This is a genomic window from Paracoccus ravus, from assembly GCF_004522175.1.
GTDB lineage: Bacteria > Pseudomonadota > Alphaproteobacteria > Rhodobacterales > Rhodobacteraceae > Paracoccus > Paracoccus ravus.
In genome coordinates this window covers 1-16,288 of sequence record NZ_SDEB01000030.1, presented here as the reverse complement: position 1 = coordinate 16,288, position 16,288 = coordinate 1, and the positions used below count along the sequence as shown (strand labels likewise).

At 63.1% G+C, this 16,288-nt stretch carries 20 protein-coding genes and 1 pseudogene; 13 read left to right on the top strand and 8 right to left on the bottom strand.

Annotation, left to right across the window (positions count from 1 at the left end):
* The first annotated feature begins 462 nt into the window (after window positions 1-462).
* Together ESZ60_RS21715 and ESZ60_RS17690 are read left to right on the top strand one after the other, a co-directional pair.
* On the top strand, window positions 463-936 hold the full coding sequence (locus ESZ60_RS21715; RefSeq protein ID WP_425331331.1) for a sulfatase-like hydrolase/transferase: 474 nt from the start codon (window positions 463-465) through the stop codon (window positions 934-936).
* 446 nt (window positions 937-1,382) lie between these two features.
* Window positions 1,383-2,752 (top strand): annotated as a pseudogene (locus tag ESZ60_RS17690) (IS256 family transposase).
* A 145-nt stretch (window positions 2,753-2,897) separates the two neighbouring features.
* Here ESZ60_RS17690 and ESZ60_RS17685 read toward each other — a convergent pair.
* From ESZ60_RS17685 to ESZ60_RS17675, 3 genes are all read right to left on the bottom strand, one after another.
* Window positions 2,898-3,206: a DUF1330 domain-containing protein gene (locus ESZ60_RS17685; RefSeq protein WP_134682042.1), complete on the bottom strand. Its 309-nt coding sequence runs from the start codon at window positions 3,204-3,206 to the stop codon at window positions 2,898-2,900.
* Between the two features lie 222 nt (window positions 3,207-3,428).
* Window positions 3,429-4,409 (bottom strand): zinc-binding dehydrogenase, encoded by a 981-nt coding sequence (locus ESZ60_RS17680; RefSeq protein ID WP_134682041.1) that lies wholly within the window; start codon window positions 4,407-4,409, stop codon window positions 3,429-3,431.
* An 11-nt stretch (window positions 4,410-4,420) separates the two neighbouring features.
* Window positions 4,421-4,981 (bottom strand): TetR/AcrR family transcriptional regulator, encoded by a 561-nt coding sequence (locus ESZ60_RS17675; protein WP_425331330.1) that lies wholly within the window; start codon window positions 4,979-4,981, stop codon window positions 4,421-4,423.
* A gap of 171 nt (window positions 4,982-5,152) precedes the next feature.
* On the opposite strand from ESZ60_RS17675, the gene ESZ60_RS21895 reads away from it, so the two are divergent.
* Entirely contained in the window at window positions 5,153-5,323 is a 171-nt protein-coding gene (locus ESZ60_RS21895; RefSeq protein WP_425331329.1) for a hypothetical protein, read from the top strand.
* A 727-nt stretch (window positions 5,324-6,050) separates the two neighbouring features.
* Here ESZ60_RS21895 and ESZ60_RS17665 read toward each other — a convergent pair.
* The 3 genes from ESZ60_RS17665 to ESZ60_RS17655 form a co-directional block, all read right to left on the bottom strand.
* Window positions 6,051-6,944, bottom strand: a complete 894-nt coding sequence (locus tag ESZ60_RS17665; RefSeq protein WP_134682040.1) for a LysR family transcriptional regulator — start codon at window positions 6,942-6,944, stop codon at window positions 6,051-6,053.
* A gap of 341 nt (window positions 6,945-7,285) precedes the next feature.
* Complete coding sequence (locus ESZ60_RS17660) at window positions 7,286-7,585, bottom strand: hypothetical protein (RefSeq protein ID WP_134682039.1); 300 nt, start codon at window positions 7,583-7,585, stop codon at window positions 7,286-7,288.
* A gap of 62 nt (window positions 7,586-7,647) precedes the next feature.
* Window positions 7,648-8,028 carry a hypothetical protein gene (locus ESZ60_RS17655; RefSeq protein ID WP_134682038.1) on the bottom strand — a complete coding sequence of 127 codons (381 nt, stop codon included), beginning with the start codon at window positions 8,026-8,028 and terminating at the stop codon, window positions 7,648-7,650.
* A gap of 532 nt (window positions 8,029-8,560) precedes the next feature.
* On the opposite strand from ESZ60_RS17655, the gene ESZ60_RS17650 reads away from it, so the two are divergent.
* The 9 genes from ESZ60_RS17650 to ESZ60_RS17615 all read left to right on the top strand — a co-directional run bounded on the left by ESZ60_RS17650 (window position 8,561) and on the right by ESZ60_RS17615 (window position 14,283).
* A complete protein-coding gene (locus ESZ60_RS17650) occupies window positions 8,561-9,802 on the top strand; it encodes an aminopeptidase (protein ID WP_134682037.1) in 1,242 nt (413 codons plus the stop codon).
* A 247-nt stretch (window positions 9,803-10,049) separates the two neighbouring features.
* Window positions 10,050-11,291, top strand: a complete 1,242-nt coding sequence (locus tag ESZ60_RS17645) for a cation:proton antiporter (protein WP_134682036.1) — start codon at window positions 10,050-10,052, stop codon at window positions 11,289-11,291.
* Between the two features lie 286 nt (window positions 11,292-11,577).
* Complete coding sequence (locus ESZ60_RS17640) at window positions 11,578-11,916, top strand: hypothetical protein (RefSeq protein WP_167620216.1); 339 nt, start codon at window positions 11,578-11,580, stop codon at window positions 11,914-11,916.
* A 194-nt stretch (window positions 11,917-12,110) separates the two neighbouring features.
* Complete coding sequence (locus ESZ60_RS17635; RefSeq protein ID WP_134682035.1) at window positions 12,111-12,467, top strand: iron chaperone; 357 nt, start codon at window positions 12,111-12,113, stop codon at window positions 12,465-12,467.
* A 269-nt stretch (window positions 12,468-12,736) separates the two neighbouring features.
* Window positions 12,737-12,889, top strand: a complete 153-nt coding sequence (locus ESZ60_RS21420) for an Ada metal-binding domain-containing protein (protein ID WP_245155758.1) — start codon at window positions 12,737-12,739, stop codon at window positions 12,887-12,889.
* A gap of 47 nt (window positions 12,890-12,936) precedes the next feature.
* Window positions 12,937-13,374, top strand: coding sequence for an SDR family oxidoreductase (locus ESZ60_RS21415; RefSeq protein WP_245155757.1), 438 nt, complete (start codon window positions 12,937-12,939; stop codon window positions 13,372-13,374).
* A 27-nt stretch (window positions 13,375-13,401) separates the two neighbouring features.
* Window positions 13,402-13,785 carry an NAD(P)-binding domain-containing protein gene (locus ESZ60_RS21135; protein WP_209021349.1) on the top strand — a complete coding sequence of 128 codons (384 nt, stop codon included), beginning with the start codon at window positions 13,402-13,404 and terminating at the stop codon, window positions 13,783-13,785.
* A 51-nt stretch (window positions 13,786-13,836) separates the two neighbouring features.
* Window positions 13,837-14,004, top strand: a complete 168-nt coding sequence (locus ESZ60_RS21130) for an NAD(P)-binding domain-containing protein (RefSeq protein WP_209021348.1) — start codon at window positions 13,837-13,839, stop codon at window positions 14,002-14,004.
* 75 nt (window positions 14,005-14,079) lie between these two features.
* A complete protein-coding gene (locus ESZ60_RS17615; RefSeq protein WP_134682033.1) occupies window positions 14,080-14,283 on the top strand; it encodes a hypothetical protein in 204 nt (67 codons plus the stop codon).
* Between the two features lie 375 nt (window positions 14,284-14,658).
* On the opposite strand, the gene ESZ60_RS17610 is transcribed toward ESZ60_RS17615, so the two are convergent.
* Both ESZ60_RS17610 and ESZ60_RS20880 read right to left on the bottom strand, forming a co-directional pair.
* Window positions 14,659-15,195 (bottom strand): ImuA family protein, encoded by a 537-nt coding sequence (locus ESZ60_RS17610; RefSeq protein ID WP_134682032.1) that lies wholly within the window; start codon window positions 15,193-15,195, stop codon window positions 14,659-14,661.
* Window positions 15,179-15,337: a hypothetical protein gene (locus ESZ60_RS20880; RefSeq protein WP_167620215.1), complete on the bottom strand. Its 159-nt coding sequence runs from the start codon at window positions 15,335-15,337 to the stop codon at window positions 15,179-15,181. Before ESZ60_RS20880 ends, ESZ60_RS17610 begins: the two co-directional genes overlap by 17 nt.
* A 345-nt stretch (window positions 15,338-15,682) precedes the next feature.
* On the opposite strand from ESZ60_RS20880, the gene ESZ60_RS17605 reads away from it, so the two are divergent.
* On the top strand, window positions 15,683-16,288 hold a 606-nt coding region (locus ESZ60_RS17605; RefSeq protein WP_134682031.1), incomplete at its 3' end, for a Y-family DNA polymerase.

The following is a 16,288-nucleotide window of genomic DNA, read 5'->3' as shown; positions in this document are numbered from 1 at the left end:
CAAAACTGTATACAGGCGTCAGGACGACGAAGAAGCACCCTAAGACTGACCCATATCTGTCGTCCTCGGGGCCGATGAAGGAGGCCGTGGCAGCGGGCATCGGTTCTCCAAGGAGGTGCTTTCCTGCTTTGCGAACCGCAAGGAGGTCGCTGAGGACGAGGCCGCAATGCAGAAGGAGGTCGATTGGGGTCGGCATCCGGATTACTTCACCTTGTCGAACCACAAGCCGGGGTTCGATGTGACGGGGTGCGGTTATTATCAGTCCCGTGACGGTAAGCTGAGGAAGGCGACACCAGAAAAAGCTGCGGCGCTCGGATGGGTGAGGGAGTGTCCTGAACTTCGTGTATCTGGCCCGGTCCATGCGGTTTCAGATACTCAAGCGTCGAAACGCTCGCCGAACATTATGGCGAACTGGTTGCGGGCCGCAAACCATTCCCGAACGTTTCGGCCACCAGCAGCGGTCTGACCCGCCCGACGCTGTCCGGCGAAAACCCAACGACGAACCCCTGGCGCATCGAAGCCACTCTGCCCGGTCTGCTGTCGGGTGCCGGATACCGGACGGCGCTTTCGGGGAAATGGCATCTGGGCGAGGCCGAGGGCTCGCGGCCCCATGAAGTCGGTTTCGACGAGTACTACGGCATCCTGTCGGTCATCAGCGACATGTACAAGCTATTAGACGAGCGTCTCTACCCCGACAATGGCTTCCAGCCCTGGCGTGGCGGCAAGGGAACGACCTGGGAAGGTGGCGTGCGCGTGCCCGGCATCGCCTATTGGCGCGGCATGATCGCGTCCGGTCGTGAAAGCGATGGGCTTTTCGATCTGACGGACTTCTTCAATACCTCACTGGCGCTGGCCGGTGCGTCCGGCTCAATCCCGAGCGAGCGCTATATCGACGGGATCGACCAGTCCTCCTTCATTCTTGCGGATGACGGATAATCACGTCGCGATGCCGTCTTCATCTATTCCGAGAACAATCTGATGGCCATCCGCTGGATGGAATAGAAGATCCACTTCAAGGCGATGGAGCAACATGCGCCGCGCCGGAATCTGGATGAAACCACGGTCTCGGATGTGGGCATGAGCCCTTGGGTCTATAATCTTTATACCGACTCCAGGGAGCAGGCGAGCTCTGGGCATTCGCGGTTGAATGGAGGCTGCCACAGGCCCTGCACAAGTTGTAGCGCCACCTCGCCACCTTCAAGGTCTATCCCAGCACCGATATCGGTCTGGGCAAGCCGTAAATCGGGGTCGGCCGTCGGCGGTAGCGTCCGAGGAGCTGGTGTAATTTCGCGGCCATCGGCGGTGTGATCCCAGGTGGCCATCGAGGTGTATGTTCGGGGTGGAGTTTGGCGACTTCAACCACGGACCTTACGGAGACCCCGATGACCAAGACGAACATGGACCTGTCCGAGCTTCTGGCCAAGCACGATCAGGATGACTTCCTGCGCGGCATTGCCGAAGCGGTGCTGCAACTGATCATGGAATTCGAGCGTGAAGCGATCGATCCAGTGGATCGATCGTAGTGAAGAATGATGTGGAAGGCATCATCGGCGCTGGCCGCCATGAGCGCAGCGGCGAACGCACGACTTGGGCAACGGGTATCGAGAGCGCGCTCTCGATACCCGTTTGGGCACGCTGAACCTGCGGGTGCCGAAGTTGCGGCAGGGCAGCTACTTTCCGGGCTTCCTTGAGGCCCGCAAGACATCGGAGCAGGCCTTGGTCGCCGTCATACAGGAGGCCTGGATCGGCGGCGTCTCCACCCGTCGCGTCGACGAACTGGTGCAGGCGGTGGGGCTGAGCGGCATCTCGAAGAGCACCGTCTCGAAGCTGTGCAAGGAATGAGCCAGGCCAGAAAACGATCCGGGGGATCGTTTTCCCGGCGAATGACGAGCGCGTCGGCGAGTTCTTGAACCACCCATTGACCGGCGAATGGCCCGTTCGCCATCGGGCTCGGACCGATGGCGCCGTCGATGGCTCACTCTGGCTGGACGCCACCTACCTCAAGGTGCGCCAGGGTGGCCGGATCGTGCCGGTCGCGGCGATAATCGCCGTGGCCGCGAACACCGAGGGCCGCCGCGAAATCATTGGTCTGGCGATCGGCCCGTCCGAAGCCGAGACGTTCTGGACTGAGTTCTTGCGCTCATTGCGTGCCCGAGGCCTTGGCGGGGTCAGGCTGGTGATCAGTGATGCCCATACCGGCCTCAAGGCCGCCATCGCCCGCGTGTTTGAGGCCACATGGCAGCGGTGCCGCGTTCACTGCATCAGGAACGCCCTCGCGCATGTCTCGCGCGGCCAGCACACCGTCGTTGCCGCCGCGATCCGGCAGGCCTTCGACCAGCCCGACCGCGCCCATGCGGGCGAAACCTGGCGCAAGGTGTCCGAACAGCTGCGCCCGCGTTGGCCGAAGCTGGCCGATCTCATGGATCGAGCCATGAGAACGCCACGGGTTCGAGTGACCATGGCGAGGAGCGAGCATGACGTGCTGGCCTATATGTCCTTCCCGCGACAGCACCGCACCAAGCTACACTCCACGAACCCCATCGAACGCCTGAACAAGGAGGTGAAGCGGCGCGCCGATGTCGTCGGGATCTTCCCGAACGAGGCATCTATCATGCGCCTGATCGGTGCCGTGCTGTTCGAAGCCAACGACGAATGGCAGACCTCGAGCCGCTACATGATGGTCGAGGCCTTCGCCCAGATCGACAAGGAGGAAATCGACCCCATTCTCAGCATAACCACAAAAGCCGCCTGATCATGCCCTCAGGCCATCAGGGAATTTACACCAGCTTGACGGACGTGACCCAGACAGGCGCAAGCAACCTGACGGCCGACTGCTTTTTCGCAGTCGCGGGATGCGGAAAGCGGGTGCTGCAAAAACACCCTCTTTCAAGCAGTCCTCATGCCACCGTTTCGGGATCGAACCCCTGAACCAGAACGACCCGCGCGTCGGTGGTCGAATTGTGGCGATGCTGCATGATCTGGTTCTGGTATTCGTCGCTGTTGAAGCAGGCGAGGGCCTGTTCCCGGCTCGGGAAGCGGATGATGGCATGCATCATCTTGCGATCCCCTTCGATGGCCTGCGCCTCCATGTCCGAGGCCAGCAGCTCGCCCCCGTGACGCTGAAGCAGATCCCAGACCTTCGGCGGGTAATTCTGGAACTCCTCGAAATCGACGATGTCGTAGCTGATGATGAAATAGGCGGACATCCGATAGGCTCCTTGAGGTTGTGACCGGCATTGGAAGCCGATCAAAGGGTGAACGATCGCGCCGCCGTCCGCGGAACGACCTCGCCCAGGAAGGTGCGAGTGGTCCGGTCGCTGCAATACGCGGCGGCATCGAAGCAGAGGCTGCGCAAGCGGGTATGGGTCTGAAATGCATCCTTCGGCGGGAACCGGGCGATCCCCGCCAGACCTGATGCAATGGCGTCGTCAGGGACGAAGCATGATCTTCCCGGCGCGGCCGCTGGTCTGGGCGGCCATCATGGCCTCGCGCACCTGTTCCAAGGGATATATGCCACCGGTCTCGAGCCGCAACGCGCCTTTTGCAGCGAGGGTCACCAGTTCCGTCAACAGACGGATCTGGGTTTCGGCGCTCATCTCCTCGAAAATGAGCGCGGCCCAGAAACCCCTGATTTTCAGATGTTTGGTGATCAGTTCATGGGTCGAGAGCTGCAGCAATTCCCCTGTCGAGGTCCCAAAGCTGATCAATTCACCGTTCCGCCCAAGAAGATCGGTCAGATCCAGCGCAATCGCGCCTCCGACGGAATCGATGGCGGTGACGGCACCCTTTTCCCCGATGATCTCGCGGGCCTTTTCCTTCCATCCCGGTTCGTCGGTGGACAGGACGTTTTCGACGCCAAGCGCCGTCAGTTCCTCTGCCGCCGCCTTCCTGCGGACCAGGTTCAAGAGCTTGAGCCCACGCTCCTTCGCGAGGCTCACCATGATCTTGCCGACCGCGCCATTCGCTGCCGTCTGAATGACCCAATCGCCCGCCTCGGCCTGAACGAACTCTAGAAGTGCGATTGCGCTGAAGGGCATGGCGATCAACTGGGCGCCCAGTTCGTCCGGAATGCCTTCCGGCAAGGGCACGATGGTCGCGGCCGGTGCGACGAAGCGTTCCGCCCAAGTGCCGTGGACCGCAGCGACGGCGATCCGGGCGCCGATGAGGCTGCTGTCAACACCTTCACCCACGGCTTCGACGATACCGACTGCCTCGGTGCCGCCAATCGCACCGGGAAGGCTGGGCTTGTAGCCATACTCGCCCCGGATCGTCCAAAGGTCATGGTTGTGGATCGGCGACAGGATTGTCCTGATCAGCACTTCGCCTTTGGCCGCCACCGGCGCGGGGACCTCGGCAAATTCCATCACGGCCGCAGGATCGCCAAATTGATTATGAATTGCTGCACGCATTCTATTCTCTTTCAAGTGTTGTCAGTTGGAGCGAGGCGGACCTCGCTATCCGCCATCGCCGCGCGCAGCGGAACATCACTGCGCGAAAGCTTGGCCAATATCGACGCCCCCAGCCATTGAGCGTAGATGAGCTGCGCCATGCCGTCGGGATCGCCGAGACGTCGGACGGAGCCATCTTCACCGCCTTCGCGCAGCAACGCGGCAAGCCGCCCCGTCAGTTGCGCGACGCCCTTATCGAGGATCTGGCGCATGTCTTCGGAAAGGTCCGCCACCTCCGCGCCAAGTTTCACGACGAGGCATTTGCTGGCATGAGCCTCAAGCCGATTGTCAGCGAGCCATAGGTTCCAGAACGCATCCAGCTTTTCGCGGGCATTGCCGCAGCTGAGACATGCCTCATCGAGGCGCGTCAGATAGTCGTCCACATACCGCGTCAGCAGGGCACAGCCGAAGGCCTCCTTTGACGCAAAGTAGTGGTAGAATGACCCCTTCGGCACATGGCTCACAGCCAATAGCCTGGAAAGGCCCATGCCCAGAAAGCCGTCCCTGAGAACCAGGTCACGTCCTGCGGTCATGATCCGCTCTCGGGTGATATCGGCCTTGGTCTGCTTTTTCATCGTGCCCGCATAACAAGAATAGACCGGTCGTCTAGCGTTCAACGAAGTGACGTTGCGTTCGGCCGGACGGACTGAACCGTCCCGGGGCCGGTCATTGCCCCGAGCGGGCTGGCCTTCTACCCGGGGAAGTTGCTTGCGGACGGGCAGGGTGACGCGCTGATCGCGGCGTTGAAGGGGCTGGCGCTGGTTCGGTCCGATCTTGACGCCACTCGGCTTGTCGATGGGCCGCGCTATCTGCTTGGGGGAGGCGCGCATTCGGGGATGTCGACATCGCCGCGGATGGTGCCATCATGGTGCTGACCGATGCCGGAAATGGCGCGCTGATGCGCCTGATCCGGACATCGCGATGGCGGTCATCTCCGGCAATATGGGGGCGTCCTATCGCCCGGACGGAGCAGCGAAGCTCATCGACGGAACGGTGCATTGCGGCAATCTGGGCTGTCTCGGACGGGATCTTGTTTGGCGGCCCGGGTGATGGCGCGGGGTCGGAGCGAGAACTTTCGTAACGCTCATGGTGCACTTTTTGCCGACATCCAGCTGCATCGTGGCGGCCGGCTCGATATCCGATTATGCCGAACCCCGTCCGGGGCCCGAATGGCCGCGCATTTGCCGGCCTGTCGCGACGGCAGAATGCGCGGCTCATCATTTGTCGCGAGGGGATCGCGGCAGACGGGCCGGGATTGCATCTGACGGTGCTGGCACAGATCAGGTTTATCGTGCGGGGCAGGGGCGCAGAGGTGGCACTTTTCGCCCGTCTTGCCGCGCAAGCGGGCTGTCCGACCGTACTCTATGCAGCGAGCCCGAGATGCTCGGCCGGACGGCCGTCACGATGTTCTCACGCATATGAACCAGTTTTTTCAAACGGGCGCTGGCGTGTCCGGCCTTCCATATCCGCACGCAGGGCAGGAGGTCGACCGGATCGCAGCGCCCTTCGGCGCGCGATCTTCGCACGCTTGCCCAATCGGTGCTGGCCGATGTCCTGGAGCGCACGTGGGCCGAGATGTATCGCAAGAGGGAAACTCTCGCCTCATCCGCGCCAGCGCAGCTTGTTGACCAGAAGCGAAAACGCCGGAGAGGCCTGCAGCCGCGACGGGTAATAAAGATGGTATCCCGGAAAGACCGGGCACCAATCCTCCAGCACGGGGACCAGCTTGCCTTGATCGATCCAGGGCTGAAGGTGCCGGTCAGGCAGGCAGCAAAGGCCCAGACCGCCCAGGGCCGCGTCGATGTCCATGTCGGGATCATTGCTGATGAACTGGCCCGAGACCCGGACATTCACCTCGCGATCCTCCTTGCCCAATTCCCAGGCATAGAGCCCGCCAAGCGTTGGCAGGCGCAGGTTGATGCAATTGTGCCCGGTGAGATCATCGGGTCTTTCGGGGCGGCCATGACGGTCGAGATAGTCGGGCGCGCCGACCACCAGCATGCGCAGATCCGGGCCGATCCGGACGGCGATCATGTCCCGCTCGACGCTTTCGCCCAAGCGCACCCCGGCATCGAAGCGTTCGCTCACGATATCGGCAAAGCGCTGATCGACGGAGATCTCGACATTGATATCGGGATATTCCAGCATCAGCTCGCGGGTTTTCGGAAACAGGATCTCGCGTGCGGCGTCGCGGCTTGCGGTGATCCGGATGGTCCCGGCGGGGCGGGCGCGAAGCGCGTTCAGGCTATCGAGCCGCGCCTCGATGTCATCCAGCGCCGGGCGCAGGGTCTGGGCCAGCTTCTCACCCGCCTCGGTCGGCACGACATTGCGGGTGGTTCGCGTCAGAAGCCGCAATGCCATGCGTTCCTCCAGCCGCTTGACCGTATGGCTCAGCGCGGATTGCGAGGTGCCAAGGCGCGCGGCGGCGCGGGTGAAGCTGCGCTCTTCGCAAACCGCCAGAAAGGCGATCAGATCACCCAGTTCGTCGCGTTTCATTGATGAACGTCCGGTATATTTGGAGGCTGGATTGATATGATAGCACTGGGCAAAAGTTCTTGTCAGCCGATTACCCCCACGCGCGGGATCGCGGCGGCGGCGGTCTCGATCTCGGCGGCGCACTTCGCCCCCGGCACCGAAATAGCAGGACCCCGCCAAATAGGCATTTCTGGACCCAGCCGAACCCGGTCGGACTGCAGCCAATGCCGTCCCGAATATTGGGCAACCGGGGATCAAGATCGAGCTTCGAGCAGGATCATCCGCAAGCTGACCAGCACCACGATCGGCACGGGAGATGGTCGCCCCCGATGATGTCGTCCCCGTCGCCGCCCGTGATCTCGTCATTGCCGCCGGTGATCGTGAAGACGCCCGCCGGGATCGGCGCGTTGAGGAACATCACGTCCCCCCGCGCGACCGGAATTCACGAGCGTGATGATGTCGTTCCCGCCGTTCAGCGTCCCGCCACGATAGCTGCGCACATCGCCCGAAACCTCTGGGGTGGCTGAATCGTCGCTGCCAAGCGTATCGTTGCCGCCATTGACGATGCCGTTGAGCATGTCCACCACTTCGACCGCGAGGAATGACGAACCGGATGTGTTGCCGCCCAGATCCAGTCGGTCATCGCCGCCATTCAGTGTCATCGAGGCCGTGCCGGTGCGATCGATCGACCAGGCGTCGCCCGCGATACGATTGAACTCTTCGGTTACACTTCCGAAACCTCGGCCGCCCCAGCCAGCAACAACGTGTCATTTCCCTGCAAGGCCACGCCGAACAGGCTGAAGGCACCATTGTCCATCGCGCCCAGATCGGTGGCCGAGGTGATGTTCAGACCAGAAATGTTGATGTCGCCCCCATTGAGGGCGGGCTGGTCGGCGCCGATATGGATGTCGATCCGGGTCAATGTGCCCCCGGTCAGATTGCGCGACCCATCATGGGTGAAGCCGGTCCCCTCCGTATCGATGTCAGTGCCGGCGGGCGTGTCGAAATCGTAGTTCGTCAGAGTCGCACGGTCGAGGATGCTGCGTGTGGTCACGAGAGTGGTAAAGTCCACGGCGACGAACGGGTTGAATGTCACAGTTGCCATCAAAGTGTCTCCTCATGACGGAACTCACCAAATTGACGCCCGCTTTCTACCATCAAGTGGTGCAGCGACCGCTCGATTCCATCGCTCGCGTTGACAGGACGAACTGGCAGGCGAACTGCCGAGCCTTTCGGTGATCTTTCACCGCGTCCGCCCGCATGCCGATGGTCGCGCAGCGTTATGGGCGCATCGCGGCATAGCCTGGTCGCCAAGTGATAGGTCGCGGCATTTGGTCGCTTCTCGGTTTGGCAGGGTGATGCAAGTCCGGGCCTTGCAGACGCCGTCGCTCGCGCAGGGTTTGCCGCAACCCTGCAATCTGCGAATCCGCCAGTCAGATATGCGCCGAAACAGAGCCATCCACCTTGGCTGCGGGCCGATCACCTTCGTTCTGGACCGGCCTTCATGGCGCAGGGCGCGGGCCGCCGAGAAAGGCGCTCGGGCGTTGCCCGCATGACGTCGCTCTTGATCTTGCCGTGGTTATCGGCAGGTTGCCAAGTCAGCCCGCCATGACGGGCAGCCTGCCCAAGGAGCCACCATGACCGCCCGCGCCCCCGATCCCGTCCTTCTTGCCCGGCTTGCCGATGTTGCGGTGCGGGTCGGCCTCAATCTGCAGCCGGGCCAGGATCTGGTGCTGACCGCGCCGGTCGAGGCGCTGCCCTTGGTCCGCGAGATCGCGGCGAGTGCCTATCGTGCGGGGGCCGGTCTCGTGACGCCGCTCTTGTCGGATGATGACATTGCCCGCGCCCGCTTCCGCCATGGTCAGGATGCCAGCTTCGAGCGTGCTCCGGACTGGCTTTACCGCGGCATGGCGCAGGCTTTCGAGGGCGGCGCGGCGCGCATGGCGATCGCCGGCGCCGATCCGATGGCGCTTGCCGCCGAAGATCCGGCCAAGATCTCGCGCGCCAACAAGGCCAATTCGCTGGCCTACAAGCCCGCGCTCGAGAAGATCGCGAATTTCGCGATCAACTGGACCATTGCCGCCTATCCGACTGTCGGCTGGGCCCGGCAGGTCTTTCCGGACCTGCCCGAAGACGAGGCCGTCCTGAAACTGGCCGAGGCGATCTTCGCGGCCTCGCGCGTGACGAATGACGATCCGGTCGCGGCCTGGGCGACGCATAACGCCGCCTTGCGGGCGCGCTCGGCCTGGCTGAACGACGAGCGCTTCGAGGCGCTGCATTTTACCGGTCCGGGCACCGATCTGATGGTCGGGCTGGCCGATGGACATGAATGGCATGGCGGCGCTTCCGTCGCGCAGAACGGCGTGATCTGCAACCCGAATATCCCGACCGAAGAGGTGTTCACCACGCCCCATGCCCATCGCGTCAGCGGCACGGTGCGCGCGACCAAGCCCCTGTCCTATAACGGCGCGCTGATCGAGGATATCGAGATGCGCTTCGAGGCCGGCCGCGCCGTCGAGGCGCGGTCGGGCAAGGGCGAGACCGTGCTTCTCAACATGATCGACAGCGACGAGGGCGCTCGCCGCCTGGGCGAGGTCGCGCTGGTTCCTTTCAGTTCGCCGATCTCGCAGACAGGACTGCTCTTCTACAACACGCTGTTCGATGAGAATGCCGCCTGCCATATCGCGATGGGGCAATGCTACTCCAAGTGCTTCCTTGACGGCGCCTCGCTGTCGCCCGAGCAGATCGCGGCGCAGGGCGGCAACAGCTCGATCATCCATGTCGACTGGATGATCGGCGGGCCGGAGACCGATATCGACGGCATCCGCGCCGATGGCAGCCGCGTGGCGGTCTTCCGCAAGGGTGAATGGGCGCGGTAACGCGCCCGGCACGCGGCAATGGCTTGACGGGGATAAGCACATTGCCGCGTCTGCGTTCGACAGCAGAACGGCCCATTTCCGACGGTCAGCCTCGGCCTGTTTGATCGCAGCGGCACATGCAAAATGGTGCCTGACAATCCATCATCCTGCGTCGCTCATCTGCGGAGCCGACACTGGCGGTCCAATTCGCGATTGTCATTTCAGATGGGCGCGCCCATGTTTCGGAGATCGATCCGAGGGGCAGCCGATGACCATTCTGCAGATCACCTCGCTGCTCGTGGTGCTGGCGGGCGCGTTCGGCGCTGTCAACTACTTCTATCTGAAATTGCCCGCGTCGATCGGCATCCTCGTCGTTGCGCTTGCAGCATCGGTCGTGGTGATTGCGCTCGACTGGCTGGCCCCCGCCATAGGCATCGCAGATGCGGTGCGTGCCGTGGTGCTGAATATCGAGTTTTCCGAGGCGTTGCTGAACTGGATGCTCGGGCTGCTTTTGTTCGCCGGTGCATTGCATGTCCGGGTGGACCTGCTGCGCGCGCAAGCGCTGCCGGTCGCCGTGATCACCCTTGTGGGCGTGCTGACCTCGACGGTCATTGCCGGTTACGGCTTCGCATGGATCACCGGGTTTCCCCTGATCGTGGCGATGGTCTTTGGGGCGTTGATCTCGCCCACGGATCCGGTGGCCGTGCTGGGCGTCCTGCGCGATGCCAATTTGCGCCAATCGCTCGAGATCCAGATCGCCGGCGAGAGCCTTTTCAACGACGGGGTCGGCTATGTCGTATTCCTTCTTCTGGTCGGATTGGCGTTTCCCCTGCATGGCGAGCATCACGCCGCAGGCTGGCAAGCGGTCGCAACGCTGTTCCTGCGCGAAGCGGCAGGCGGAGCAATCTTGGGCGGGGTGCTCGGATGGCTCACATTCCTGCTGATCCGGCGCATCGACGATTATGTGCTGGAAGTGCTGATCTCGCTCGGATTGGCCTTGGGGGGCTATGAGTTGGCGGTGGCGCTCGGGGTGTCGGGCCCCATCATGGCGGTCGTCGCGGGCCTCTTCATCGGCGATGTCGGCAAGAAATTCGGGATGGGGGCGATCACGCAGGAATATCTCGACAAGTTTTGGGAAATCGTCGACGAAATGCTGAACGCGGTGCTGTTTCTCTTGATCGGGGTCGAGGTCTTTGCTCTTGCGCTCGACCTCGACATGATCCGGGCAAGCGTGCTCGCGATCGGATTGTCGCTGCTGGCGCGGTTGGTGGGGGTGGCCTTGCCGGTTCTTCTATTGCAACGGGTCAGGCCACAGGAGCGCGACGTCATCCCGATCATGACATGGGGCGGATTGAAGGGCGGCATCTCGGTGGCCTTGGCATTGTCACTGCCAGACAGCGCGTGGAAACCGACAATTCTGGCCGCGACCTATTTTGTCGTGGTCTTCTCGATCATCGTGCAGGGCCTGTCGGTCGGGCTGCTCGCCCGTTGGCTGAGCCGTCCCGCGTGAAACGGGCAAAAAGGTCCTCGCGCCAGATATCCGGAAACGGCGCGCGCATGCAGCCTGCGCCAGCGGCATACGCACCCCATCGATGAGGCAGCCGCAAATGCGGCGCAGTCCTGTCGGTATCGGCCCGTCCTTGAAGGCATGGCCCAGATGTGAATGCCCGGTTCCCTCATCGCGCCGCACATCGACTTGCCGAGGCGTCAGGATCGCCGCGTCCGGGCCGGATCGAGCATGATTTCCGCCCCGTGAAGGCGTAGTCTGGCCAAGGTAAAGTCCAAGGAGCAACTCCATGCCGCGCTTCCTCGCCATCTACATGATGAAACCCGAAGCCGTGACCTCGTTCCGCAGCCTTCCCAAAGCCGAGCAAGACGCGATCGACACGGTCGGCGTCCGAAACTGGGCTGATTGGGAGGAAAGGAATGCGGCATCCATTCTTGATCGAGGCGGCATGGTGGGGAAGACGACGCGCGTCACCATCAAGGGCATGGCCGGGGCTGTCAACACGATTTGCGGCTTCCTCGTGGTCGAGGCCGAGACTGCACAGGCCGCCGCGCAGATGTTTCTTGATCATCCCCATATCACTGTCTTTCCCGGCGACAGCGTGGACATCATGCCCTTCGTGACCTGACCCATCGGCGTCCCATCGCAAGCAGCAGGGTGACGCGCGACAGACGCTGCGCGGCGGCGATTTCCGAGACGGACCCTGCCGCATGGCGTAGCGAGTTCACCGGCACGGTCATGGCGGACCGCAGAACTGGTCCATTGCCGCGTCCAAGGCACCTATGCCGTTGCACTGCGGCGCGTGGCAGCGGATGTTCGGATATGGCCAAGGTCACGAACCACGATGCGTGTATAGCGGCGGCCCCCGAGCAGTTTCGGCCGCTGCTGGTTCAGGTGAGTATGCGTCTGGCCGATGCGCTGCCCGACGCGGAGGAACTTATCCTCTACGATATGCCGGGGTTCGGGTTTGGAAAACGCATCATCGCGGGCTATGCCGTCTTCAGCACGCAATGCGGCTTATATGTGAGCAAGGGTGCCGTTGCGGCCTGTATCGACGAGATCGCCTCGGCCGGTCTCAAGGCCACCAAGACCGGTGTCACATTCTCGCTGCGTCGGCCTATCCCCGAAGAGCTTTTCGCAAAACTGGCCCTCGCCTCACGTCGGGTGTTGGGAGTGTGACTTTTGACCACGCCCGCCTTGGGACGAAAACCGGGGCGGTGATCAACCTTGGGGCTTCTGGGCTGAAGGACGCAAACAGGCAGGCGCTTTGGCCAAGAGGCACCAAAACGCCCCCGTGCGGCCTTGGACCTTGGGTCAAGCGCGCCAATCGATCGCGCGACAGCCAAAGCGGCCCGTCATTCCGGCTGCAGCACTCGGACCACAGCAAAAAAAGAATAGACGCCCGAAAAACGGCGACGCGGCCCTTTGTGTCGAAGTAAAACTTCCGCATGTTGTTCGATCTGCCTGACCACCAAACCCTCTATGCCGCCCTGCTTGCCCGCGACGATCGGTTCGACGGGCAGGCCTTTGTCTGCGTTTCCACGACGGGCGTCTCCTGCCGGCTGCCCGTCTTCTCGGCTGCGCTCCTGCGGAGTTGCTGACAGAGCGGCGCTTGCGGGCGACCTGGATACCGACTCCTTTGGGGGACATGATCGCCGAGAGCAGCCGCAGCCACCTGCATCTGCTGGAGTTCATGGATCGAAAGGGCCTGCCCGCGGAACTTGCGCGCTTGCAGGCCGCGTCGAAAGAGGGGATCGGGATCGGCACCCTGCCGCCCTCCGCGCAGGCGGCAGCCGAGCTTGCCGACTACTTCGCCGCCCGCTCGGGTCGCTTTCAGACGCCGCTCGCCATGGCCGGCAGTGACTTCACCCGGCAGGCGAGCCGCGCAGCTAGGGCGAGATTGCGCGACAGATCGGACGCCCCTCGGTCAGACGGGCCGGTGGCCAAGATCGTCGGCCCCGGCATGGCCATCGGCCGCTACGGCCAACCCACCGAAATCGCGAGCGTCGTGGCCTTTCTGGCCAGCCCGGACGCGGGCTTTGTCACCGGCGCCGAGATTGTCGCCGATGGCGGCCTGACCGCCTGAAATGCAACCCATCTCAGGAGAAAAGCCATGAAAAGCATCGGCATCATCGGCACAGGCAATATCGGCCGCGCCTTCGCCACGGCGCTGGCCCGCAACAATATCCGCGCCACGCTATCGAATAGCCGGGGCCCGGACAGCCTGAGTGAGGTTGGGGCCGCCATCGGCCCCACGATCCAGGCCGGCAGCCGGGAGGAGGCAGCCGCGAAGGACATCGTTTTCGTTGCAGTCAGCTGGTCGAAACTGCCCGCCGCCCTGTCCGGTCTGCCCGATTTCGCGGTCCGCATCGTCATCGACGCCAACAACCCGATCGAGGGCGCACTGTTCAAGCCGGCCGAGTTGAACGGCCGTCTTTCCACCGAGGTCTTGACCGGGCTGGTGCCGGGCGCGCGGGTGGTAAAGGCCTTCAACTAGCTGCCACCGCATCTTCTTGCCGGAGATCCTCGATCCGATGGCGGACGCCGGGTGCTCTTCTACTCGGGTGACGAGGCAGAATCGAAGGCCGAGATCGGCGCGATGATCGACCGGCTGGGCTTCTTCGGGATCGACCTCGGCCCGATCTCGGTCGGCGGTCGCCTCGTTCAATTTCCGGGCGGGCCGCTGCCCGCGCTCAATCTCGCGAAGATCGGATGAAAAGCAATTGCGAGGCGGTCGCTCGCGTTTCGACCACCTCGCGGTCTCAGGTCTTGGCAAGGAAGGGATACACCGATGAACCTTCTGCGAACTCTGGCGTTTTCCGCAACCTTCGCTTTGGCGCAGTCGCTTTCACTGCATCCACCCTCATCGCAGCATTTCCTCATGTGGCACGCAATCGGCCCGATCCTCTCGCCGCATTTTACTGTCATCGCGCCGTATCAGCATGGCGCGAGGATGTCGACGATCACGCCGGGTGGCCAAAAAGATGGCGACTGACCACAGCCATCCAGCGACACTGCCGATAGCGTGATTGGATGCAGACGAAGCGGGCTACCGCCGCGCGTGCGAAACCAGAGACTTTGCTTTCGCATCAGCCTCGGCCCAAGGGGTGAAAGGTCTTGCGAGCCATCGCGCAGGTTTTGGCCAAAAGAATGGAAGCGGAGGTTTATCGCCACCCCGCATTGCTACTTGAGCGAATGCAGTGTCACCCACGGGCTGAGAACGCGGCAGCCGGTTTGGGGCGCGCGAGTAGAGAACTGAGAACCAACGCAAAATCAAGCGTTCGTTGTTATCCTAGAAAAACTTCCTGAAAAGGCTTCGCCCGGCCAATTTGGTCATCCGGGGCTTCCGGAGCGTCAGGATCACTCGCGATCATGTGCACATACCGTCCCAATCGACGGTCAATGCTCCAATAGTTCCCGATTTGTCCTTGGTAAGCCTCCAGTGCTGCCGAGCCGAGTCCGCCGGGCCGGGCAGCGGAACGCATTGCCAGCGGGTCTCGGCGGCATTGCAGCCATGGCCCTCGCGGATCAGCAAAAGCCCGGTTGTGCGCCCGGCCTCTGCGGCCAGCTGCAGCCGCCGCCCGGCAGTCAGGTTCAGCGCCTTGCCGGGCTCGGCGATGACGAAGCCGCTGGCAGGGCTGCGCAGCGCCTCCTCGGTGGCCCAGAGCAGTTCGGTCTCGCTGCGGGTCTCGACAAGGTGCAGCCGTTCCGCGACGCCCTCCGGCAAGCCTTGGGGCAGGGGGCGGCTCACCTCGTGCTGGGGCAGCACCCAAAAGAGCGGCCCGGGATGGCGGGCTGTCTGGAAAAGGGCAAAGGCAGAGCGGCCCGGGCCCGCGGCCTCATGGACCCGGGCGGGGGCAAGGGCGAGGGGATCGCTCGTTGGGCGGCTCTCATGCGACTTCTTCACGGGCACCCTCCAGCGCAGGATCTCGCAGCGGGGACGGCAGCCAGGCCCGCCATTCCTCGGGGCGTGTCAGGATGATCGGCATGGCTTGGGGATGGACCTGCGCGACCTCGCGAAGGGGTTGGTTCTGTCTCACATTTTCCATTTCCGATTGCTCTGAAAATCTCTCACCGCTGCCAGAGTGTTGGCAAGAAGCGGCCGGTTGGTCGTGTTCAAGGGTGCGCAATTTCCGAATTCGCTGATCCTGCGCGCCGCTTTTCTGGGTCCGCTTTGCCCTCTCTTTCCGCGATATCGAGGAAATTCTGGTCGAGCGGGCCGCCGAGGCCGGGGAAACGACAGGCCTCATGCTGATCTGAAGGGCAAGGGCAGCAACGCCGCCCAGACCCGCTGGAGATGTGATCCGTAGCCGGGACCATCGACTCGACTCATCATCGCTGGAGTCTTATTAAGAACAAAAAGGGAACAATTGGAACCCATGATGTGAGTTGGAATGGCGAGACGGCTGCTTTCCATCTGCTTCCCCAGGCTGGCGAGCGACATCAGCCTGAGGCGCCGCCCCCTTGAGGGGCCTTTCGCGTTGACGCTGCGGGCGTCGAACGCGGAGCAGTTGCATTGCCTGAACCAAGCTGCCAGCCGCGCCGGGTTGCATCGCGGCATGGCGCTCGCCGATGCGCGGGCAATTTGTCCGGGGCTCTCCACCCGTCCGGCGGATCCTTTGCGTGAGGACAGGGCGCTTGAAGAACTGCGCCGCTGGGTCAGCCGTTATGGACCGCATGCTGCGAAGGACGGTGCCGACGGGTTGATCGTCGATATCTCCGGGGTGGCCCATCTCTTTGGTGGCGAGACAGAGATGATCGCCGATCTCGAGGCCCGCCTCGCGCGGGCAGGGATCTCGGCCAAAAGCGCCATTGCCGAGACCCGTGGCGCTGCCTGGGCCTTGGCGCGGCGGGGCGGTGGGGTGATCCCCGAAGGCGCCTTGCTGACGCGGCTCGGCCCGATGCCGGTCAGCGCCTTGCAGATCGCGCCAGACGTGGCCGAGGGGCTCGCGCGCCTCGGGCTGCACAAGATCGCCGATCTGACCACGGTGCCCCGCGCG